This window comes from Pacificibacter marinus, from assembly GCF_018860665.1.
Lineage (GTDB): Bacteria > Pseudomonadota > Alphaproteobacteria > Rhodobacterales > Rhodobacteraceae > Celeribacter > Celeribacter marinus_A.
The window spans coordinates 1-20,343 of record NZ_JAHKPK010000022.1 but is presented as its reverse complement, the minus strand read 5'-3'; the positions used below and the strand labels follow the sequence as shown (position 1 = coordinate 20,343).

The window sequence follows — 20,343 nt, the reverse complement described above, 5'->3', positions numbered from 1 at the left end:
AACATGCGTATCACGGCTTTGACAGCTCTGATCATTTTTATGGTCGACCAGCTTTCCAAATGGGTCGTGGTACATGCGCTTAATCTGCGTTCTGTTGGTGAAATCAATGTGTTTCCGCCGTTTTTGGTGTTCCGCATGGCGTGGAACACCGGCATTAACTTTGGCCTCTTTTCCCAATACGCAGCGATGCTGCGCTGGGGATGGGTCGCCTTGGCGATTGTTATGTCTCTTTGGGTTTTGACATGGGTGAGGCGCGAAAATTTTGGCTGTATCGGTAACCTCAGTGCGGGGCTATTGGTCGGCGGGGCCTTGGGCAATGCGATTGATCGTGTGCTTTACGGCGCTGTTGCAGACTTTTTGAACATGTCGTGTTGCGGCTTTGCGAACCCCTATTCCTTTAACGTCGCGGACATCGCAATTTTCGCAGGCGCATTCGGACTTATTCTTTTCACAGGTGACACGCAAAAGCGTGCGTGACCTTGCCGCAAGGTTGCGTTAGAAACGGTCAGACGGTTAGGGCGGAGAGAACATATGTTGCACGCAAAGAGTATTCGAATGGTTATGTGTTCGGTGATTTTGATCGCCGCAACCGCCTGTGCGCCCAAGTCTACGATCACACCGGCCGCTGTGGGAGCAAGTCCTGACGAGTTCTCGATTACGCCCGTCAAGCCGCTGGAATCACCAAAAGACTTTGCTGCGCTGCCTGCGCCAACTTTGGGTGGGGTAAATCTGACAGATGCGACTCCAAAAGCCGATGCTATTGTGGCCTTGGGCGGACGAACCTCAACGGCTACAGGTGTTGATGGTGGCATTGTGACCTATGCATCGCGTTATGGTGTTGACCAAAGCATTCGTAGCGATCTGGCTGCATCCGATGCGCGCTTTCGCAAGTTGAAAACGGCAGCTCCATCATTCCCTTGGGTCCAAAACAAGTACGAGCGCGCCTATCGCCGCTTGGCGCTTGACCCTTGGGCTGAGCTTGAGCGTTTGCGCGCGCTTGGTGTGCTTGTGCCCTCTGCACCTCCTAAGAGTTAAACACTGTTCACTTAACCGTCAACGGCGCTTGTCCTCAGCTTAGAGAGAGGTCAACTATAGGCGTGAACGTTGTTTGAAGGTGAACGCATGAAAACTCTTTTGAGTGCTTTTTTTATTGGCTTGGCATTGCCGGTTGCCGCGGCAGATATTTCCAGCTTTTCGCTCGACAATGGCATGCAAGTTGTCGTCGTCGAAGATCACCGTGCTCCTGTCGTGGTGCAAACTGTTTGGTACAAAGTGGGCGCAGCCGACGAGGTACCGGGCAAAAGTGGAATCGCGCATTTTCTTGAACATTTGATGTTTAAAGGCACGGATAAAATGAAGGCTGGCGAATTATCGGCCACTGTCACTCGCAATGGCGGTTCTGATAATGCTTTCACAAGTTGGGATTACACCGCTTATTATCAACGTGTTGCAGCTGACAGACTGCCGTTGATGATGGAAATGGAAGCGGATCGTATGCGCGGTTTGCAGATGACCGAAGACGATGTCGCGACAGAACGCAATGTAGTGCTTGCTGAGCGCAATCAACGCACAGACAGTGACCCAGACGCTTTGTTTCGCGAACAGATGCGTGCAGCACAGTTCCTAAATCACGGCTACAGTATCCCGATTATTGGTTGGCGTCATGAAATTGAGCAGCTCAATCGTGAGGATGCTTTCGCGTTCTATCGCCAATACTACGCGCCAAATAATGCGATTTTGGTTGTTGCAGGGGATGTGGACCCTGACGAGGTGAAATCCCTCGCAGAGACCTATTATGGCCCGATAGAACCGACTGTCGGCTTGCAAGACCGTGTGCGCCCAACAGAACCACCACAATTGGCAGAGCGGCGTATGACCATGCGCGACGCCCGTGTTTCGCAGCCCTATGTCACGCGCAGTTATATAGCGACAGAGCGCAATCCAGGCGATCAGTCTGAGGCGGCAGCACTAGAATTTTTGGCCAGCTTATTGGGTGGCGACGGGGCCACATCGTATCTTGGGCAAGCTTTGATGTTTGAAGACCCGAAAGCGATTTATGTCTCTGCGTTTTACAACGGAACATCGGTCGACTTGGGCAGTTTCGGATTGGTTATTGCACCTGTTCCTGGCGTGTCTTTGGAAGAGGCCGAGATCGCATTGGATGCAACAATCGCGAAATTCCTAGAGGAAGGCGTCGATTTAGAACAGTTTGACCGCCTTAAAACCCAGCTGCGTGCCTCGCTGATTTATGAGCAGGACAATATCGAAAGCCTCGCGCGTGGGTACGGACAAGACCTGACCATTGGTTTAAGCATTGAAGACGTAAAGGCCTGGCCTGAGGTGCTGGATGCTGTCACCCCCGAAGATGTCATGGCTGCGGCCAGACGCGTTTTCAACAAATCCAACGCAGTGACAGGATTTTTGATGCCTGAGATTGCATCAGAAGACATGCAAAAGGACGCTGTACAATGAAGCCTTTTATTTCCGTGATCGCCGGTGCCACATTGGCTATCGTTGGCGCAATATCACCTGTCTTTGCTCAGATTGACGTTCAAGAAATTACCACTGAGGCAGGCATAACCGCGTGGTTGGTAGAGGAACATTCGATTCCTTTCACAGCGCTTGAATTGCGCTTTAAAGGGGGTACGTCGTTGGACCGTGCGGGTAAGCGCGGCGAGATCAATTTGATGATGGCCACTTTGGAAGAAGGCGCCGCCGATCTGGATGCGCAAGGTTTTGCCAAGGCACGCGACAGTTTGGCTGCGCGATTTGACTTTGATGCAAACACAGATTCGGTCTCGATTTCAGCACGTTTTTTGACCGAAAATCGCGACGAGGCCGTGGCTTTGTTGCGTATGGCTATTATGGAGCCGCGCTTTGATCAGGCGGCGGTGGACCGTGTGCGTGGACAAGTGTTGTCGAACATCGAGTCCAATACAACGTCGCCAAACGAGATCGCTTCTTCGACATTGAACGCGCTTGCCTTTGGCGACCATCCCTATGGCAGCTCACCTAGTGGCACGACTGAAACAGTTTCGGGCCTGACGCCTGAAGATATGTCGACGGCGCACACCCGTGCCTTGGTCAAAGATCGCCTGTATGTCTCAGCCGTGGGCGACATCACAGAGCCAGAACTGGCTGAACTCTTAGATGGCTTGTTAGGGGATTTGCCGCAATTTGGTCCAGAACTTCCCCCCTACGTCGCTCCTGCACTCACGGGGGGCGTGACCGTCGTGCCGTTTGAAACACCGCAATCTGTCGTGATGTTTGGCCACTCTGGCATCAAACGCGACGATCCTGATTTTATTCCTGCTTATATCGCCAACGAAATCATCGGCGGCACACGGGAATCGCGCTTGATGCAAGAGGTGCGCGAAAAACGTGGACTGACCTATGGCATCGGATCCTATCTTGTGCCTTACGCACAATCCGAGGTCGTTTTAGGACAATTTTCATCGGGTAATGCTGTAACGGCGCAGGCTATTGATGTGGTGAAAGACGAATGGCGTAAACTCATTGATGATGGCATCAGTGCGGAGGAACTTGAAGAGGCCAAAACCTATCTGACAGGGGCTTACGCTTTGCGGTTTGATGGGAATGCGCCGATTGCCAGTATCTTGGTTGGGATGCAAATGTCAGGGCTGGAACGCGATTACATTGTGCATCGCAACGACTTGGTGAATGCAGTGACGCTGGATGATCTCAACCGCGTTGTGCGTGAATTGTACAAGCCCGAAGAGCTGACCTTTGTCGTCGTTGGTCAACCGGATGATCTAAAATCTGATTGATTTGAACATGGCCGAATCGGGAGGCCTCATGCTATTTCTTGTGTTATGAATTCTCCTGACCTCAATATAGGCCAATCTGGGCCAGCCGCATCACGCCCTGTTATCCGTCAATTGGATGAAGGCGCGATCAATCGAATTGCTGCGGGCGAGGTGGTTGAACGCCCCGCTTCTGCGGTGAAAGAACTGGTTGAAAACGCTATCGACGCAGGTGCGCACCGGATCACTGTCGACTACGCCGATGGTGGCAAGACCTTGATCCGCGTGACTGATGATGGCTGTGGCATGACCGCCGATGATCTTCCGCTTGCGTTGTCACGCCATGCGACATCTAAGATCGACGGCACAGACCTGTTGAATATTCACACCTTTGGTTTTCGGGGCGAGGCGTTGCCATCGCTTGGCGCTGTTGGGCGTTTGAAAATCACGTCACGGGCTGAGGGGCATGACGGCGTGTCTTTGTCCATTTCGGGTGGACGCATTGATCCAATCAAGCCTGCTGCCTTGACAAAAGGCACTGTTGTTGAGCTGCGTGATCTGTTTTTCGCCACGCCTGCACGGTTGAAATTTCTGCGCACGGACCGTGCCGAAGCCAAAGCTATTTCTGATGTGGTCAAACGTCTGGCTATGGCTGAGCCCTTCGTGGGATTCGTGCTGCGTGACGTGTCGGGCGGCGGTGAGGGTCGCGTGACGTTTCGCGCTGATCCGCAAACGGGTGATATGTTTGATGCGCTGCACGGGCGACTGGCGACAGTGTTGGGAAAAGAATTCGCGGAAAACGCTTTGGCAATTGATGCAGAACGCGAAGGCTTGCACCTGACGGGCTATGCCGCCTTGCCGACTTATTCGCGTGGGTCCTCTGTGGCGCAGTTCTTGTTCGTCAACGGGCGCCCCGTGCAAGATCGTCTTTTGCTTGGAGCTTTGCGTGCCGCTTATTTTGACTATCTCAGCCGTGATCGTCATCCCGCTGCTTGTCTGTTTATCGACGTTGATCCGCACCGTGTGGATGTGAACGTGCATCCTGCCAAATCCGAAGTCCGGTTCCGTGAACCCGCCGAGGCGCGCAGTTTGATCGTATCTGGCCTGCGCAACGCTCTGGCCGCTGCAGGGCATCGTGCCTCGACAACAGTTGCTCAAGACACGTTGAAAGCGATGCAGCCAGAAACACCATTCTTGGGTCGTCAAAATCCCGTCCAAGCCGATGATGCTGCGCCGCGCATTTATCAGATGGATCGGCGTGGGGCCTCTGGTTATACGATGCCGCCGCGCCCATCCGCTGGTGGTGTTCAAAACAGTTATGACTGGCAAGCGCCCGAGCGCACTGATGTGCCTGGTTTCGCTGAAATGACATTACCATCCGCGCGAGTCGAAGATGCGGTCCCTCAGCCTGCCGCAGAAAAATTGCCGCTTGGGGCTGCGCGCGCTCAGGTGCATGAAAACTACATCATCGCGCAAACCGAAACAGGTATTGTGATTGTCGATCAACATGCGGCCCATGAGCGGCTGGTCTATGAGAAACTCAAGAAACTGATGGCCGAAAATGGCGTTGCGTCGCAAGCGCTATTGATTCCTGAAGTGATCGAGTTGGGCGCGAACGATGCGCAAACATTGCTTGATTTGGCTGATGATTTGGCAGGGCTTGGCTTGGTGATCGAGGCCTTTGGCGCTGGGACTATTGCTGTGCGCGAAACGCCTGCGATCTTAGGCCGTGTCGATGCTTCAGCGATGATTTCGGATATATTGGATGAATTGGCAGATCTTGGTGACAGTCACACGGTACAAGCCCGTATCGAGGCGGTGTTGTCACGTGTTGCCTGTCACGGGTCCATACGCTCAGGGCGTTGGATGCGCGGTGAAGAAATGAACGCACTGTTGCGTGAGATGGAATCAACGCCGCATTCGGGACAATGCAATCATGGCCGCCCGACCTATGTGGAGCTCAAGCTCTCGGATATTGAACGTTTGTTTGGACGCACATGATGATTTTTGATGACCCTCAAATGCAGATCTATGCGCTGATTGGAGGCGCGGTGATCCTCCTGCTCATCTTGTTAATGCTGTGGTCTGTGTTGCGCAGTGCGTCGAAATCTATGGCGCAAATGTCCATGCTTGGACACCGCGTTGAACAACTATCGTCGAGCCAAGATCACTTGAGTGGCAGTCTTAACAGCGTGGCACAAACGCAAGCCATCGCGCAGAACCAGCTGACCAATTTGATGGAGCAGCGGCTTGGTGAAGTGCAGTTAAACCTGCATGAAAACCTGTCGGCCTCGCAACAGCGTACGGGGGAAAACCTCGCGAAGATGCAGCAGCAGATGTCAGATAACATGGCCGCGCAGCAACTCAAGCTGCAAGAGAACCTATCGCAAATGCAGATGCGCACCAACAACGCTATGGCTGAGATGCAAGAGAAAATGGGGCAAAGCCTGATGGGCAGCGCCAAGCATACGGCGAGTTCTCTGGGTGAGCTGCAAGAGCGTTTGCAGACCATCGACAAGGCGCAGGCTAATATCGAAAAGCTGTCGGGCAATGTGTTGTCGCTGCAAGATATCTTGTCGAACAAGCAAACACGTGGCGCGTTTGGAGAAATCCAACTCAACGATATCGTTGGCAAAGCGCTGCCAAAAGACAGCTATACGCTACAAGCGACACTGTCGAACGGCAGACGTGCGGACTGTTTGATTCATTTGCCCAATCCCCCTGGATCAATTGTTGTCGACAGCAAGTTTCCGCTTGAGGCCTATGAGGCCTTACGGCGCGCAGGCACCCAATGGGAAGTGAATGAAGCGGCCAAGATGATGCGCTCGGCCGTGAAAAAGCACATCAGTGATATTTCAACCAAATATATCATTGAGGGCGAAACTGCTGGTGGTGCCTTGATGTTTTTGCCCTCTGAGGCTGTGTATGCCGAGTTGCACGCCAATTTTCCCGAGTTGGTGCGAGAGGGATTTGATAAACGTGTTTGGATTGTATCGCCCACCACCTGCATGGCGACGTTGCACACGATGCGCGCGATTCTAAAAGATGCACGGATGCGCGAACAAGCGGGTTCTATTCGCAAGGAACTCGCACTGTTGGCGGGCGATGTGGATCGGCTTGGCACTCGTGTGGGCAATTTGGATCGCCATTTTGGGCAGGCAGCAAAAGACATCGAAGACATCAAAATTTCGGCAGATAAAGCTGGCAAGCGTGCGCACAGACTGGATCATTTCGATTTCGAGGAGCTGGCAGCAGATACGCCCGCTGTGCAACCGACCGATGTGTTACCGTTGACGCCTAAGGTCTGAGTGCATTTTTGCCCTTAGGGAGTGCAAGGATTGAGGTTGCCAAGAAGCAGCTCTGAGGGCATCACTCCCCCGATGGCAGTTGTAAAACGAACCCCCTTTATTTTGGTCATAGTGTTGTGGCTCAGCGGTGTCTTGGCGGCAGGCCAATTCGCTAAAATCTCGGTGACATTTCCCTATTTTCGCGAGGTATTCTCGTCACATGGGGCGGCGCTTGGGTTTCTCGTCTCGCTGGTTTCAACGGTTGGCTTGGTCTGCGGGCTATTTGCTGGCGCATTCATCGCCAGAGTGGGCGCGCGTAAGCCGCTAATTGTGGCACTTTGCTTAGGCGCTGGTTTGTCAATCTATCAAAGTTCGATCCCAAGCTTTGCACCGTTTTTGATCAGTCGCTTGTTGGAGGGGCTTTCACATCTATTGGTTGTTGTCGCAGCTCCCACAGTTTTGGGGCAGGTGACAGAACCGCGTCATCGTGCCGTGACGATGGCGTCGTGGAGCACAGTTTTTGCTGTGTCCTTTGCTGTGTTCTCTTGGGGTGGGACCCCGCTTGTGGATCACTTTGGGGTGCCCTTTTTGTTTTTGTGCCACGGCGTGGGCATGGCCATCGCCGCGTTTGGTGTATGGACTATTCTTCCGAGTAACATCATCCCACGCTCGCCTGATCCATTGACGTTGCGAGCCATCTTAGCGCGCCATATTACGGCCTATACTTCACCTTGGATCGCAGCACCGGCAGCGGGCTGGTTTTTTTATGCAGCCGGATTTGTGGCTCTGGTCACGGTGATGCCTGATTTCTTTACACCAGAGCACCGTCATGCACTGGTCGGCATTTTGCCTTTGTCGGCGCTGTGTGTTTCTATGACTTTGGGCATCGCTTTGGTGCGGCGTTTTACCTCTGTACCCGTGATCATCGGGGGCTTTTGTATATCGATGGTCATGGCACTGTCTTTGGCGTTTGGTGCGCCTGTTGAATGGGCTGGCATAGCGATTTTAGCGGCGACAGGCCTTGCGCAAGCCGGTAGCTTTTCGGCCATTCCGGTTTTGAACGTGACACCGCAAGACCAAGCTCTTGCCAATGGGGCGCTGGCGCAGTTGGGCAATGCTGGCAATATGGTTGGCACACCGCTGTTGATCCTGCTCACCAGTGCCCTTGGTCTGAACGGGCTGATCATTTTTGCGGCCACAACATTTGGCTGTGGGGCTGTGATCCATCTTTGGCTGGGGCGGTTGCGCAGGGCCTGAGCTCATTGAAAATGTTTATAGAGACCACCCAAACAAAAGAACCGTTCAGTTTCCTGAACGGCTCTTTTAATTTAGTAAGCTGCTGAAGCTCTTAGCCTTGACGGGCTTTGAAGCGTGGCTGCGTTTTGTTGATCACATAAACGCGACCTTTACGGCGCACAATGCGACAATCGCGGTGCCGGCTTTTCAGCGAGCGGAGTGAGTTGCGAACTTTCATGTCCAGTCTCCTTATCGCGGCGCCTGCGTGCGCCAGTTAAAACCTATCTAACGGAACGATGGTGGGTATAACAAGGTTCGAACTTGTGACCCCTTCGATGTCAACGAAGTGCTCTACCACTGAGCTATACACCCATTTTCGTCCAAGGGAGCATTACGTTTTAATTGATCCGGCCACAAGGGTGTTAGCAATCAAAGCGTAGGTCGTTCCCACGTCAGTCCGAGGGCGTATAAAAGGAGTCGGAGCATTGATCAAGGGCTTTTGGAAAGGAAAATCGAAAGCTATAGTTTTCTGTGAAAGGGCAACGACATGAACAAGGTTCCTTACCGGCTATGCCGACCTGAAAAGCGCACGTCATGCGTTGTGTTTTCCTCGCCTCACAGCGGGTGCGAATACCCCACCGACATGCTGAAACGCTCGGTTTTAGACCCTTTTTCGCTCAGATCGTCCGAAGATGCCTATGTTGATCGGCTTTTTTCGGACACGCCCAGCTATGGTGCTATATTTTTAAATGCAACCTATCCAAGGGCTTGGGTCGATTTGAACAGAAGAAGTGACGAGCTGGACCCTGCGTTGATTGATTCTGTTTTCGGGCGTGGATTGAATGCGCGGGTTTTGTCAGGCTTGGGCGTGATTCCCCGCGTGGTGGCGGGAGGGCGCGCGATTTACAGCGGCAAGCTTACGCGCGCAGAGGCAGATATGCGAATCGCCCAAGTGTGGCAGCCATATCACTTAATGCTAGAGACGCTTTTGCGTGAAACCAAGACCTTGTTCGGACAAGCACTGTTGATCGATTGTCATTCGATGCCACGCGAAGCGCTCAAACATGTCAAAACCCCAAGCGGCGCACGGCCCGAAATTGTGATTGGGGATCGTTATGGTGCCTCTGCAAGTGGTGCATTGGTTGACAGTATCGAGGCCGCGTTTCGCGCCGAAGGGTTTGAAGTGCTGCGCAATGTGCCTTTTGCGGGGGCCTATATTTCCCAACACTATGGGCGACCAAGTCAGCATCAGCATTGCGTCCAAATTGAAATTGATCGTTCGCTTTATATGGATGAGAAAACTCTGGTTCCTTTAGGCGATTTTGAGAATGTTAAGCAAAGACTCAGCGGTGCTGCACGCCGTATTGCACAATTGGACGCGGGACGACTGCCTTTGGCGGCAGAGTGATCAGCGTGCGAACCCGATGGTTACAGCGACCGACCTTTGATAATCGCGTCTTTGCCGAACTTGCGGCGAATTTCGTCACGAGCCCGTTCCGCATCCGCGCGTTTACCAGCACCGGGGTCAAGCATGTCAGCCGATAGATTCGCACCATCGTCTGAGACGAGATTGCTGATGCCAACGCCGATTAATCGGAAAGGCCCCTCAGCGATGGCTTGGTCCAGTAACCCGCGTGCGGTGCGATAGATTTGATCCGCTAAATTCGTAGGACTGGATAACGTTAGGCGTCGGGTTAAAGACGTATGATTGGCGCGTTTCAGTTTTAAAGTAACGACATGGCCCGCTTGCGCCTTTGTCTTGGCGCGATCAGAGACTTGTTCTGACAAACGCCAAATATGTTTATCGAGCACATCTATCGCCATGGTATCCGCTGAAAACGTTGTTTCTGTTGAAATGGATTTGACGGTTTGGCGCTGTGAAATGCGCCGCGCATCTAGCCCGCGTGCCAGATGCCATAGGTGATCGCCCATCGATCCAAAACGGAGATGCAAATCATCGCGTTCCCATCGGCGTAAATCGGCAAAGGTGCGAATGCCAGCTTTCTCAAGCGAGGCTTGCCCGACCTTGCCAACACCCCAGATGAGTTTGATGGGCTTATCCGCGAGAAAGCTTTCGGTTTCCGCCAATCCGATGACAGAAAACCCGCGCGGTTTATCCAGATCAGAGGCGATTTTGGCCAAGAATTTGTTGTGGCTGAGGCCAATAGATCCCGTGAGGCCAAGCTCATGCTGCATACGTTTGACCAATCGCGCGAGAATCACAGCTGGGGGCGCGCCGTGCAAAGTTGCTGTACCACTGAGGTCCATGAAAGCCTCATCCAGAGACAAAGGTTCCACCCTGGGCGTCAGCTCGTCCATCATTTCGCGAATGGCTTTCGAGGCCTCACTATAGGCCGACATACGCGGTGGGACGATCACGGCTTCGGGGCAAAGTTGTAGGGCTTTGAACATAGGCATGGCGGACCGTACGCCTTTGACCCGCGCGATGTAGCAGGCAGTAGATACAACCCCGCGCTTGCCGCCACCGATGATCACAGGCTTGTCGCGCAGATCGGGGTTGTCGCGTTTTTCAACCGAAGCAAAAAAAGCGTCACAGTCCATATGTGCAATGCTTAGATCGTAAAGCTCAGGATGCGATAGCACACGTGGTCTGCCACAGGATGGGCAGCGCGTGCCAGCCTCAAAGGTGGTCAAACAATCACGGCACAGATTTGGCATCGAACCCTCGGTTTTGGACTTGCTGCTCTATACGTGCAGATTGAATTTGGATAGACACTACCTAAATAGATACAAACAAACGAGTGGTGTAGTCATGGTTGAATATGGAATTCCTGCGTTTTTGACAGGTGGTAATCTTGTGGTTCTGGCGATTGCCGCGTTTATTGTTTTGCTCGTCTTCAAAGGCGTGCGGATCGTGCCGCAGTCTGAGAAATTCGTCGTCGAACGTTTTGGTCGTTTGCGCACAGTGCTTGGGCCTGGGATCAACTTTGTAATTCCATTGATTGACCGCGTGGCACATAAAATTTCCATTTTGGAACGCCAATTGCCCAATGCGATGCAAGACGCGATTACGTCTGACAACGCTTTGGTGAAAGTGGAGACTTCAGTGTTCTACCGCATCACCGAACCTGAGCGCACGGTGTACCGTATTCGGGATGTCGACGGTGCGATTGCCACCACTGTCGCTGGTGTTGTGCGCTCTGAGATCGGCAAGATGGAACTCGACCAAGTGCAATCGAACCGGTCCAGTCTGATCGAGACGATCAAAGCGCAGGTTGAAAGCGCTGTGGATGATTGGGGCATCGAAGTCACGCGGGCTGAGATTTTGGACGTGAACCTTGATGAGGCGACACGCGCCGCGATGCTGCAACAGTTGAATGCCGAACGCGCGCGGCGTGCGGCTGTGACTGAGGCCGAAGGATCGAAACGTTCTGTCGAATTGAACGCCGATGCACAACTCTATGCGGCTGAACAAATCGCCAAAGCGCGCCGCATTGAAGCAGACGCCGAAGCCTATGCTACGGCTGTTGTGGCCGAAGCGATCACCGAAAACGGCATTGAAGCCGCGCAATACCAAGTGGCGTTGAAACAAGTCGAGGCGCTGACGGCTGTCGGCAACGGCACGGGCAGTCAAACCGTGATCGTGCCAGCCGCCGCGCTTGATGCCTTTGGTGATGCGTTTAAGTTGTTCGGAGGCAAGAAATAATGGATCCGATGACGCCAGTCGATATTTGGGCGCTTTGGTGGGTTTGGGGCCTCGGGGCTGTTGCTCTGTTAGTGCTTGAAGTCTTTGCGCCGGGGTTCCTGTTTTTGGGATTTGGGGCAGGGGCGGCCGTTGTAGCGGCCCTTTTGGGGCTTGGCCTTGGGTCAGGCAACCCTGCGATCTTGGCGCTTATCTTTGCTGTTGTTTCGATGGCGGCTTGGTATGTCATGCGCCGCATCTTTGGGGTGCGTAAAGGCCAAGTCAAAATCTGGGACAAAGACATCAACGATGACGTTTGAAGCCCCCTATGTCTAACGACGCTGTTGACGATTTTGATGGCGCGAAAATAGCAATCTTGCGCGGGGAAGATGTTTTGACGCTTCTGCGCGATGATCAGCCTGACATAGCTTTTCCCAATCAATGGGACTTACCGGGGGGCGGGCGTGAGGATGTCGAGACGTCGATTCAGACCGTCACGCGCGAGCTTTTCGAAGAACTGTCTGTGGTGCTTGATCCAAGCAAAATTGTCTATCACGCCAAAGAACAAAAATCACTGGCACAGCCAGATGTGACTGTACATTTTTTTGTCGCGCGTTGGGATGATCTGCCAGACAGTGACATTACATTGGGGGACGAGGGCCAGCGTTGGTGCTGGATGCCTGTATCAGAATACTTGTCGCGCAAGGACTCGATTGAGACAATGCGCGCAAGATTGTCGCGCGCACTTATGACGCTCAATGAAACGATTTAGGCGTTTTTGATCTCATCCAAGATGGCCAAAGCCGCTTGGCGTGGATCGGTTGCTTGCCAAATAGGTCGGCCAACAACCATGTGATCGACACCGTCTTTGATGGCTTGCGCTGGTGTTGCCACGCGTTTTTGATCGCCAAGCGCGGCACCTGTTGGGCGCACACCGGGGGTAACGATCAACTTGCCAGCGGCCTCAGGCAGGGCGCGCACAAGTGCTGCTTCTTGTGGCGAACAAATCACGCCATCTGCGCCAGCGCGCAGCGCATTACCTGCGCGCTCTTGGACCAAATCTTTGATCTCACCTGATTTGATCAGTGCGCCATCCAAGTCAGCTCGATCCAGGGATGTCAAAATGGTGACAGCAAGGATTTTCATGTTAGATCCCGACGCGCCTTGTTTGGCGGCCTTGACCACATAAGGGTCGCCGTGGACCGTCAGAAAATCGATATCGAATTGCGCCGTGCCACGCACCGCGTTTTCCACAGTCGCGCCGATGTCAAAGAACTTCATATCGAGAAAAATCTTTTTTCCGTGCTCTTGTTTGAGCTCATTGGCCAAAGCCAGCCCGCCACCTGTGAGCATACCCAACCCGATTTTATAAAAGGATACTGCATCACCAATCTGTTTGGCGACCTCAAGGCCTTTGATCACGTTTGGAACGTCGAGGGCTACGATTAGGCGGTCATCTGCGGGTGAGGTCATGGTCTGGCTCCTATGATTTGCACCTCTCATATTGCCATCACTGACGTGAGACAAGCGGTGGCTATTATAACATGTCTTTGTATCGCTGACATTGCGTCACATCAGGGCGTAAACTTCTCGTATCTGTGATCTTGAATTGGGGCCAAGTGCCAACCACATAAAGATCAAGGTTCTACCGCAAAGCGCGCCGCATTTGGGCGCTGTGCATCTGGAACGCTTATTTGAAAGGATACGATGATGGACATGGAAAAGTTCACAGAACGCTCACGCGGGTTTTTGCAGGCTGCACAAACCATTGCGATGCGCGAAAGCCACCAAAAATTAAGCCCTGAGCATTTGCTTAAGGCGCTCTTGGATGACCCCGAAGGGCTTGCCTCTGGATTGATCACCAGCGCGGGCGGCGATGCGAAAGTCGTGGCAGAAGTCGTCGATGCAGCGCTGGCCAAAGTGCCGCGCGTCTCTGGCGATGCAGGGCAAACCTATATGGATCAATCCACCGCCAAAGTGCTGGACGAGGCAGAAAAAATAGCCACCAAAGCCGGCGATAGCTTTGTGCCGGTTGAGCGTATTTTAACCGCGCTTGCCGTGGTGAAATCTGCCGCGAAAGATGCGCTTGTGGGCGGCGGCATCACGGCGATGAAACTCAATGCAGCGATCAATGACATCCGCAAAGGCCGTACGGCTGACAGTGCCTCTGCCGAAGATGGTTATGATGCGTTGAAAAAATACGCGCGTGATCTGACTGAGGCTGCCGAAGAGGGCAAGATCGATCCCATCATCGGACGTGATGAAGAAATTCGTCGTGCGATGCAGGTTTTGTCGCGCCGCACTAAAAACAACCCTGTTTTGATAGGGGAGCCGGGCGTGGGTAAAACCGCGATCGCTGAAGGTCTCGCTTTGCGTATCATTGATGGCGATGTGCCTGAATCCCTGCGCAACAAAAAACTGATGGCGCTGGATATGGGCGCGCTGATTGCTGGCGCAAAATATCGCGGTGAATTCGAAGAGCGGCTCAAAGCGATTTTGAAAGAAATCGAAGCGGCCTCTGGTGAAATCATTCTGTTCATCGATGAAATGCACACGCTTGTTGGCGCGGGCAAAAGTGACGGCGCGATGGATGCGGCAAACTTGATTAAACCTGCGTTGGCGCGTGGCGAGCTGCATTGTATCGGCGCGACCACTTTGGACGAGTATCGCAAATACGTCGAAAAAGACGCGGCCTTGGCACGGCGTTTCCAACCAATCATGGTTGAAGAACCAACCGTTGAAGATACGATATCCATTTTACGCGGCATCAAAGAAAAATACGAAGTGCACCACGGTGTGCGGATTTCGGACGCAGCATTGGTGGCGGCAGCAACGCTGTCGCATCGTTACATCACGGATCGATTTTTGCCGGACAAGGCTATCGATTTGATCGACGAGGCTGGCAGTCGTTTGCGCATGGAAGTGGACAGCAAGCCAGAAGAGCTGGACCAGTTGGATCGCCAAATTTTGCAGCTTCAGATCGAGGCCATGGCATTGTCTAAAGAGGATGATGACGCCTCAAAAGACCGTTTGCAAAAGCTCGAAAAAGAGCTGGCTGATTTGCAAGAGAAATCCGCAGGCATGACGGCCAAGTGGCAAGCCGAGCGTGACAAGCTGGAAGGTACACGTGATCTGAAAGAAAAACTGGATCGCGCCCGTGCTGATTTGGAAATCGCCAAACGCGAAGGCAATTTGGCCAAAGCGGGCGAGCTGTCTTATGGCGTGATCCCGCAGTTGGAAAAGCAGGTGGAATCTGCAGAAGGTCACGAGGCGCAAGACTTGCTGGTCGAGGAAGCCGTGCGTCCTGAACAAGTCGCCGAAGTGGTTGAGCGTTGGACGGGTATTCCAACCTCTAAGATGCTTGAAGGCGAACGTGATAAATTGTTGCGTATGGAAGACGAGCTGCACAATCGCGTCATTGGTCAACACAGTGCAGTGCGCGCTGTAGCCAATGCTGTGCGCCGAGCGCGTGCTGGTTTGAACGACGAGAACCGTCCTTTGGGGTCGTTCTTATTTCTTGGGCCAACGGGTGTGGGAAAAACCGAGCTGACCAAAGCCGTCGCCGAGTTCTTGTTCGATGACGACAATGCGATGGTTCGGATTGATATGTCCGAGTTTATGGAAAAACACGCCGTTTCCCGCTTGATCGGGGCACCTCCCGGCTATGTTGGCTATGACGAAGGTGGCGTTTTGACCGAAGCTGTGCGGCGCAGACCTTATCAGGTGGTTCTGTTCGACGAAGTTGAAAAAGCACATCCTGATGTGTTCAACGTGCTGTTGCAGGTGCTTGATGACGGTGTGTTGACAGACGGCCAAGGGCGGACTGTGGATTTCAAGCAAACACTGATCATCCTCACGTCAAACCTTGGGGCGCAAGCGCTTAGCCAGATGCCTGATGGGGCTGATCCTGCGGCGGCAAAACGCGATGTGATGGATGCCGTGCGGGCACACTTCCGGCCTGAGTTCTTGAACCGTTTGGACGAGACCATCATATTTGACCGTTTGGCGCGGGCAGATATGGGGGGTATCGTTAAGATCCAGCTTGGGCTTTTGGACAAACGCCTTGCGCGGCGCAACATGTCTATCGTGCTTGATGATGGGGCCAAAGCTTGGCTTGCGGATGAGGGGTATGACCCTGTGTTTGGGGCGCGTCCGCTTAAACGTGTGATCCAACGTGCTTTGCAAGATCCGCTCGCGGAACGTTTGTTGGCTGGCGACATTAAAGATGGTGAGTCTATTGAGGTTACTGCAGGCGCTGAGGGATTGATCATCGGTGATCGCAAGGGCGCTTCAAATCGTCCAAAGCCAGATGACGCGATTGTTCATTAAACGTTGATTTAAATTGGCTATAGTGAAAGGCGGCTCCCAAAGGAGTCGCCTTTTTCGTGTGATATTCGGCGGTGACAATCTGTTCTTATCCTGCATGCGAAAGTATGCTGAAAAAATAGGCAAATTTGAGGGGTGGATAGCGCTAACAGAGTTGTCTCTTATTTTTTTTATGGCAGGGTCGCGCCAATACAAATCGGGTTAGGAAAGTAATATGTGGATTTGGGCAATGGGTGCGCTGCAAGTGATGGCGCTGTTTTTTGTCTTTGTGTTAGGTGCCGTGGTGCTGGGCGCGATAGTGTTGTATGTGTTTGATAAGCGGCAAACACGCGATGCTGTTTTGCGCAACTATCCAGTCATTGGGCATTTCCGGCATTTGTTTACAGAATTGGGTGAGTTCTTTCGCCAGTATTTCTTTGCGATGGACCGTGAAGAATTGCCGTTCAATCGGGCGCAGCGTGATTGGATTTACCGCGCGGCGGATAAAAAGGGCAATACCATTGCGTTCGGCTCTACTCGGAATCTGTCGGTGCCCGGCACGACCATTTTCGCAAATGCAACCTTTCCGCCGCTTGATGATCAATTCGCGACCACGGACCCGATGGTTATTGGCGAAAATTGCCGCACACCTTTTGTCGCCAAATCGATTTTTAACATCTCGGGCATGTCTTTTGGCGCAATTTCAAAGCCTGCGGTCTTGGCTTTGTCCCGAGGCGCCAAAGAAGCTGGCATTTGGTTGAACACGGGCGAAGGCGGGCTTTCCCCGTTTCATCTCGAGGGGGGCGCTGATTTGGTCTATCAAATAGGCACCGCAAAATACGGCATTCGCGACGAGGCTGGCAATCTTGATGACGATAAATTGCGTGCCATGGCCGCACATGAAACCGTCCGTATGTTTGAAATCAAACTGAGCCAAGGCGCAAAGCCGGGCAAAGGCGGTATTTTGCCCGCCGCCAAAATCACGCCTGAGATTGCGCAAATCCGTGGGCTGAAACCAGGCGAAGACGGCATTTCGCCCAATCGTCACCGCGAAGTGGATGACTTTGGTGATCTTTTGGACTTCATCGGCCACATCCGTGAGGTTACGGGCAAACCTGTTGGTTTCAAGTTTGTGGTTGGTTCGTCACGCCCATGGGCTGAATTCTTTGCCTTGATCAAAGAGCGCGGAGAAGATTCTGCTCCAGACTTTATCACCATCGACGGTGGTGAAGGCGGCACGGGTGCTGCGCCAATGCCTTTGATGGATTTGGTTGGCATGCCTATTAAAGAGTCGTTGATCCGCATTGTAGATCTGCGCGACAAATACGGGTTGCATGATCGTATTCGGATCATCGCCGGCGGGAAGCTGGTGAACCCTGCGGATTTGGCATGGGCCATTTGTGCCGGCGCGGATTTCGTATGTTCGGCGCGCGGTTTTATGTTCAGCCTTGGCTGCATTCAAGCGCTGAAATGCAATAAGAATACCTGCCCAACGGGGATCACGACACACGACCCGCATCTACAAGGCGGCTTGGTTGTCGAAGACAAATACAAGAAAGTGGCGGCTTATGCTGTTGCGTCAATAAAGGAACTGGAAACCATTGCGCATTCGGTTGGCGTGCTTGAGCCGCGTCAAATGCGTCGTCACCATGTTCGGATTGTACAGGCGGATGGCACGTCGCGAGAGTTAGAGCGCATCGTGCCAAGTTACAAAGAGCCAACGAAGACGTGACATGAGTTTGCTTTGAGAAATGCGCGTGGCGGGCTATCTATAATGAAATAACCGTGGAGAGCCCGTCATGACTTTTAAAAGCGACCTGAAATATTCAGCCATTACGCCGGAAAGCACTTACATCAATCGCCGCAGCTTAATGAGTGGTTTGGTCGGAGGAGGTGCCGTACTTGGTACTGGGTTGCTGGGGGCATCTCCTGCACGCGCACAAGACGCGCCTGATTTCGAAATTAAAGGGTTCGATACAACTGAGAAGCCAAACACATTTGAAGAGATTACGTCCTACAATAACTTCTATGAGTTCGGCACTGGCAAAGAAGACCCCGCGAAGAACGCGCATACCTTGACGACCGATCCTTGGGCTGTGGAAATCGATGGTTTGGTTGATCGTCCGGGCTCATATGATCTCGCAGATATCTTGGCTAAGGTGGATATCGATGAACGCATCTATCGTTTCCGTTGTGTCGAAGCTTGGTCGATGGTTATCCCTTGGAACGGTTTTGAGTTGAACCAGTTGCTAAATTTGGCGGGCATTCAGTCCTCTGCCAAATATGTGCGCTTTGAGACTCTGTTCCGCCCTGAGGAGATGCCAGGTCAAAAGCGCGCCCTGCTGGATTGGCCTTACGTTGAAGGATTGCGCCTTGATGAGGCTCTGCATCCTTTGACGCTTATGGCGACGGGTCTGTATGGTAAGGAATTGCCAAATCAAAATGGCGCACCGCTGCGTTTGGTCGTACCTTGGAAGTATGGCTTCAAATCTATCAAATCGATCGTAAAAATCACACTGACAGATACCCAGCCGCTCAACACGTGGAAATCGATCAACGCGAAAGAGTATGGCTTTTACTCAAACGTGAACCCAGAGGTCAGTCACCCGCGTTGGACCCAATCCTCTGAGCGCCGCATCGGTGGCGGTCTGTTTGCCCCTCGCCTGCAGACGGTCAAGTTCAACGGCTACGAAGAGCAAGTCGGCGATCTCTACAAAGATCTGGATCTGACAACAAACTACTAAACCATGTCACATCATCAGGGGCAGCCTCGGCGGCCCCTTTTTGTTGCTCTGTTTAAGGACGCTCGATGATTTCTCTCTCCACTGTCACGCAAACCAAACAAGCCATCGCCCAATCCGTGAATGGGGGTCTGCGTCGCATCCCTGCGTGGCCGCTTTATATCGTCGCTGTGATTCCGCCTGTTTTCATGTTTTTTTCCGCCCTGAACGGAAACCTTGGCGTTGATCCTGTAAAGTCTCTTGAGCACGAAATGGGCGAGTTGGGACTTCAGATCTTGATCGCCGTGTTGGCGATCTCTCCGTTACGTCGGTTTACTGGTATCAGTTTGATCAAGTTTCGCCGTGCTCTTGGGCTGATCGGGTTCTTCTACATCTTCTTACATCTTTTGGTTTGGCTGGTGCTCGATGTGCAGATCGTCGATCAGATCGTAAAGGACATACTAAAGCGGCCTTACATTACCATTGGGATGGCAGCCTTTGTTCTGATGATCCCATTGGCAATCACATCGAATAACTGGTCCCTACGCAAGCTTGGCCCCAAATGGCGCAGCTTGCACAAGCTCACCTACCCTGCGGTGATACTGGGTGGGGTGCATTTCGTTTGGCTGGTCAAAGGCTGGCAACTTGAGCCGTTGATTTACTTGGCCGCCATCTTGGGACTTCTGGCATTGCGCATTAAGCCGAAAAGGCGCGTGGCCAAGTCTTGAGCCGTGTTAAGGTCTGTGGAATCGCCATTTCTACTTGCTCCGAGTCGCATTCGTCGCATCACATTACCACATCTAGTGGCGGAACTGTTCGGGGCAACAAGTCTGGTTTGATGGAGGGCGAACTGAAAGCCAGCAATTGAAGCGTGACCGCATAAAGTTACATATTTTAATACTATTTTTCAGCACCTTACGTTGTTTTTCAAGAAAGTTTCATAAAGAGTGCAAAAAGCTCTTGCGAAGGTGCTGCACTCGCCTTAGAACCCCCTCTACCGGCAGCGAGCAATTGACTGCGGGGCGGACGGAGCGGAGCGGCTGAGATGTTGCGAAGTGAGGTTTGGAAGTAAAATCAGAGGTTTAAGTTAGGCGGGCGCGCTGGAGAGATTTGGCGCACTGGTCTGGTTTTTGTCGCTGTCTAGGTTGGCTTAGGTTGATTTAGCGCTCTTTGACATTGATAATTACTGAAGAGATATGTGGGCGGTTTGGTTCATTCGATGGATCGAACGTCTGTATATCGCGCTCTTAGGGAGTGGTTTAGGCCGCTACCGATTATAGAGTGTCAGCTTCACTGTTTGTCGGCTTTTGTTATCTTTGGATAACTTCAGCACGAGAAACAGAAAGTCCTAGCTTTCAGTAAGGCTAGGCGATGTGCAGAGGTTCTAA

The 20,343-nt window shown here is 52.6% G+C and carries 18 protein-coding genes and 1 tRNA gene; 15 read left to right on the top strand and 4 right to left on the bottom strand.

The genetic code is table 11. The annotated features are described in order from the left end of the window. Positions 1-3: 3 nt before the first annotated feature. The 7 genes from lspA (at position 4) to KO497_RS06065 (ending at position 8,308) form a co-directional block, all read left to right on the top strand. Positions 4-477, top strand: a complete 474-nt coding sequence (gene lspA / locus KO497_RS06095) for a signal peptidase II (protein WP_215943081.1) — start codon at positions 4-6, stop codon at positions 475-477. A 54-nt stretch (positions 478-531) separates the two neighbouring features. Further along, positions 532-1,035, top strand: coding sequence for a DUF3035 domain-containing protein (locus KO497_RS06090; protein WP_215943080.1), 504 nt, complete (start codon positions 532-534; stop codon positions 1,033-1,035). A gap of 87 nt (positions 1,036-1,122) precedes the next feature. Beyond that, positions 1,123-2,472 (top strand): M16 family metallopeptidase, encoded by a 1,350-nt coding sequence (locus tag KO497_RS06085; protein WP_215943079.1) that lies wholly within the window; start codon positions 1,123-1,125, stop codon positions 2,470-2,472. Next, positions 2,469-3,788, top strand: a complete 1,320-nt coding sequence (locus KO497_RS06080) for a M16 family metallopeptidase (RefSeq protein ID WP_215943078.1) — start codon at positions 2,469-2,471, stop codon at positions 3,786-3,788. The genes KO497_RS06085 and KO497_RS06080 overlap by 4 nt, the downstream gene beginning before the upstream one ends. Positions 3,789-3,833: 45 nt before the next feature. After that, positions 3,834-5,765 carry a DNA mismatch repair endonuclease MutL gene (mutL, locus tag KO497_RS06075; RefSeq protein ID WP_215943077.1) on the top strand — a complete coding sequence of 644 codons (1,932 nt, stop codon included), beginning with the start codon at positions 3,834-3,836 and terminating at the stop codon, positions 5,763-5,765. Continuing rightward, positions 5,762-7,072: a DNA recombination protein RmuC gene (locus KO497_RS06070; RefSeq protein ID WP_215943076.1), complete on the top strand. Its 1,311-nt coding sequence runs from the start codon at positions 5,762-5,764 to the stop codon at positions 7,070-7,072. The genes mutL and KO497_RS06070 overlap by 4 nt, the downstream gene beginning before the upstream one ends. Positions 7,073-7,144: 72 nt before the next feature. Beyond that, on the top strand, positions 7,145-8,308 hold the full coding sequence (locus KO497_RS06065) for an MFS transporter (RefSeq protein ID WP_215943075.1): 1,164 nt from the start codon (positions 7,145-7,147) through the stop codon (positions 8,306-8,308). A gap of 91 nt (positions 8,309-8,399) precedes the next feature. Here the strand turns inward: KO497_RS06065 and ykgO are convergent, their stop codons facing one another. Further along, entirely contained in the window at positions 8,400-8,525 is a 126-nt protein-coding gene (ykgO, locus tag KO497_RS06060) for a type B 50S ribosomal protein L36 (protein ID WP_085850311.1), read from the bottom strand. A 59-nt stretch (positions 8,526-8,584) separates the two neighbouring features. Then, a tRNA-Val gene (locus KO497_RS06055) sits at positions 8,585-8,659 on the bottom strand. Positions 8,660-8,834: 175 nt separating this feature from the next. On the opposite strand from KO497_RS06055, the gene KO497_RS06050 reads away from it, so the two are divergent. Next, the gene (locus tag KO497_RS06050) at positions 8,835-9,695 is read left to right on the top strand and encodes an N-formylglutamate amidohydrolase (RefSeq protein WP_215943074.1); all 861 of its coding nucleotides are present in this window, start codon (positions 8,835-8,837) and stop codon (positions 9,693-9,695) included. Between the two features lie 20 nt (positions 9,696-9,715). Here KO497_RS06050 and KO497_RS06045 read toward each other — a convergent pair whose 3' ends face one another. After that, the gene (locus KO497_RS06045; RefSeq protein ID WP_215943073.1) at positions 9,716-10,966 is read right to left on the bottom strand and encodes a DNA polymerase IV; all 1,251 of its coding nucleotides are present in this window, start codon (positions 10,964-10,966) and stop codon (positions 9,716-9,718) included. Positions 10,967-11,060: 94 nt separating this feature from the next. Between KO497_RS06045 and KO497_RS06040 the strand changes: the two genes are divergently transcribed. Genes KO497_RS06040 through KO497_RS06030 form a run of 3 tightly spaced genes read left to right on the top strand, consistent with a single transcriptional unit; the run spans position 11,061 to position 12,702 of the window. Next, the gene (locus KO497_RS06040) at positions 11,061-11,954 is read left to right on the top strand and encodes an SPFH domain-containing protein (RefSeq protein ID WP_215943072.1); all 894 of its coding nucleotides are present in this window, start codon (positions 11,061-11,063) and stop codon (positions 11,952-11,954) included. Positions 11,955-11,962: 8 nt separating this feature from the next. Beyond that, complete coding sequence (locus KO497_RS06035) at positions 11,963-12,250, top strand: hypothetical protein (RefSeq protein ID WP_215943071.1); 288 nt, start codon at positions 11,963-11,965, stop codon at positions 12,248-12,250. A gap of 8 nt (positions 12,251-12,258) precedes the next feature. Continuing rightward, entirely contained in the window at positions 12,259-12,702 is a 444-nt protein-coding gene (locus tag KO497_RS06030; protein ID WP_215943070.1) for an NUDIX domain-containing protein, read from the top strand. Here KO497_RS06030 and pyrF read toward each other — a convergent pair. Continuing rightward, positions 12,699-13,403 (bottom strand): orotidine-5'-phosphate decarboxylase, encoded by a 705-nt coding sequence (gene pyrF / locus KO497_RS06025; RefSeq protein ID WP_215943069.1) that lies wholly within the window; start codon positions 13,401-13,403, stop codon positions 12,699-12,701. The genes KO497_RS06030 and pyrF overlap by 4 nt on opposite strands. A 237-nt stretch (positions 13,404-13,640) precedes the next feature. Between pyrF and clpB the strand changes: the two genes are divergently transcribed. The 4 genes from clpB to msrQ all read left to right on the top strand — a co-directional run bounded on the left by clpB (position 13,641) and on the right by msrQ (position 19,683). Beyond that, positions 13,641-16,259: an ATP-dependent chaperone ClpB gene (gene clpB, locus KO497_RS06020; protein WP_215943281.1), complete on the top strand. Its 2,619-nt coding sequence runs from the start codon at positions 13,641-13,643 to the stop codon at positions 16,257-16,259. 211 nt (positions 16,260-16,470) lie between these two features. Further along, positions 16,471-17,967: an FMN-binding glutamate synthase family protein gene (locus KO497_RS06015; RefSeq protein ID WP_252729540.1), complete on the top strand. Its 1,497-nt coding sequence runs from the start codon at positions 16,471-16,473 to the stop codon at positions 17,965-17,967. A 67-nt stretch (positions 17,968-18,034) separates the two neighbouring features. Continuing rightward, positions 18,035-18,979 (top strand): protein-methionine-sulfoxide reductase catalytic subunit MsrP, encoded by a 945-nt coding sequence (gene msrP, locus KO497_RS06010; protein WP_215943068.1) that lies wholly within the window; start codon positions 18,035-18,037, stop codon positions 18,977-18,979. Positions 18,980-19,044: 65 nt separating this feature from the next. Next, positions 19,045-19,683 carry a protein-methionine-sulfoxide reductase heme-binding subunit MsrQ gene (gene msrQ / locus KO497_RS06005; protein ID WP_215943067.1) on the top strand — a complete coding sequence of 213 codons (639 nt, stop codon included), beginning with the start codon at positions 19,045-19,047 and terminating at the stop codon, positions 19,681-19,683. Positions 19,684-20,343: the final 660 nt, after the last annotated feature.

Coding starts and splice junctions, on each gene's coding strand:
- msrP (WP_215943068.1), top strand. CDS start 18,035: ATGACTTTTAAAAGCGACCTGAAATATTCAGCCATTACGCCGGAAAGC.
- mutL (WP_215943077.1), top strand. CDS start 3,834: ATGAATTCTCCTGACCTCAATATAGGCCAATCTGGGCCAGCCGCATCA.
- lspA (WP_215943081.1), top strand. CDS start 4: ATGCGTATCACGGCTTTGACAGCTCTGATCATTTTTATGGTCGACCAG.
- KO497_RS06015 (WP_252729540.1), top strand. CDS start 16,471: ATGTGGATTTGGGCAATGGGTGCGCTGCAAGTGATGGCGCTGTTTTTT.
- KO497_RS06050 (WP_215943074.1), top strand. CDS start 8,835: ATGAACAAGGTTCCTTACCGGCTATGCCGACCTGAAAAGCGCACGTCA.
- KO497_RS06040 (WP_215943072.1), top strand. CDS start 11,061: ATGGTTGAATATGGAATTCCTGCGTTTTTGACAGGTGGTAATCTTGTG.
- pyrF (WP_215943069.1), bottom strand. CDS start 13,403: ATGACCTCACCCGCAGATGACCGCCTAATCGTAGCCCTCGACGTTCCA.
- KO497_RS06035 (WP_215943071.1), top strand. CDS start 11,963: ATGACGCCAGTCGATATTTGGGCGCTTTGGTGGGTTTGGGGCCTCGGG.
- KO497_RS06045 (WP_215943073.1), bottom strand. CDS start 10,966: ATGCCAAATCTGTGCCGTGATTGTTTGACCACCTTTGAGGCTGGCACG.
- KO497_RS06080 (WP_215943078.1), top strand. CDS start 2,469: ATGAAGCCTTTTATTTCCGTGATCGCCGGTGCCACATTGGCTATCGTT.
- KO497_RS06090 (WP_215943080.1), top strand. CDS start 532: ATGTTGCACGCAAAGAGTATTCGAATGGTTATGTGTTCGGTGATTTTG.
- ykgO (WP_085850311.1), bottom strand. CDS start 8,525: ATGAAAGTTCGCAACTCACTCCGCTCGCTGAAAAGCCGGCACCGCGAT.
- KO497_RS06030 (WP_215943070.1), top strand. CDS start 12,259: ATGTCTAACGACGCTGTTGACGATTTTGATGGCGCGAAAATAGCAATC.
- KO497_RS06065 (WP_215943075.1), top strand. CDS start 7,145: ATGGCAGTTGTAAAACGAACCCCCTTTATTTTGGTCATAGTGTTGTGG.
- clpB (WP_215943281.1), top strand. CDS start 13,641: ATGGACATGGAAAAGTTCACAGAACGCTCACGCGGGTTTTTGCAGGCT.
- msrQ (WP_215943067.1), top strand. CDS start 19,045: ATGATTTCTCTCTCCACTGTCACGCAAACCAAACAAGCCATCGCCCAA.
- KO497_RS06070 (WP_215943076.1), top strand. CDS start 5,762: ATGATGATTTTTGATGACCCTCAAATGCAGATCTATGCGCTGATTGGA.
- KO497_RS06085 (WP_215943079.1), top strand. CDS start 1,123: ATGAAAACTCTTTTGAGTGCTTTTTTTATTGGCTTGGCATTGCCGGTT.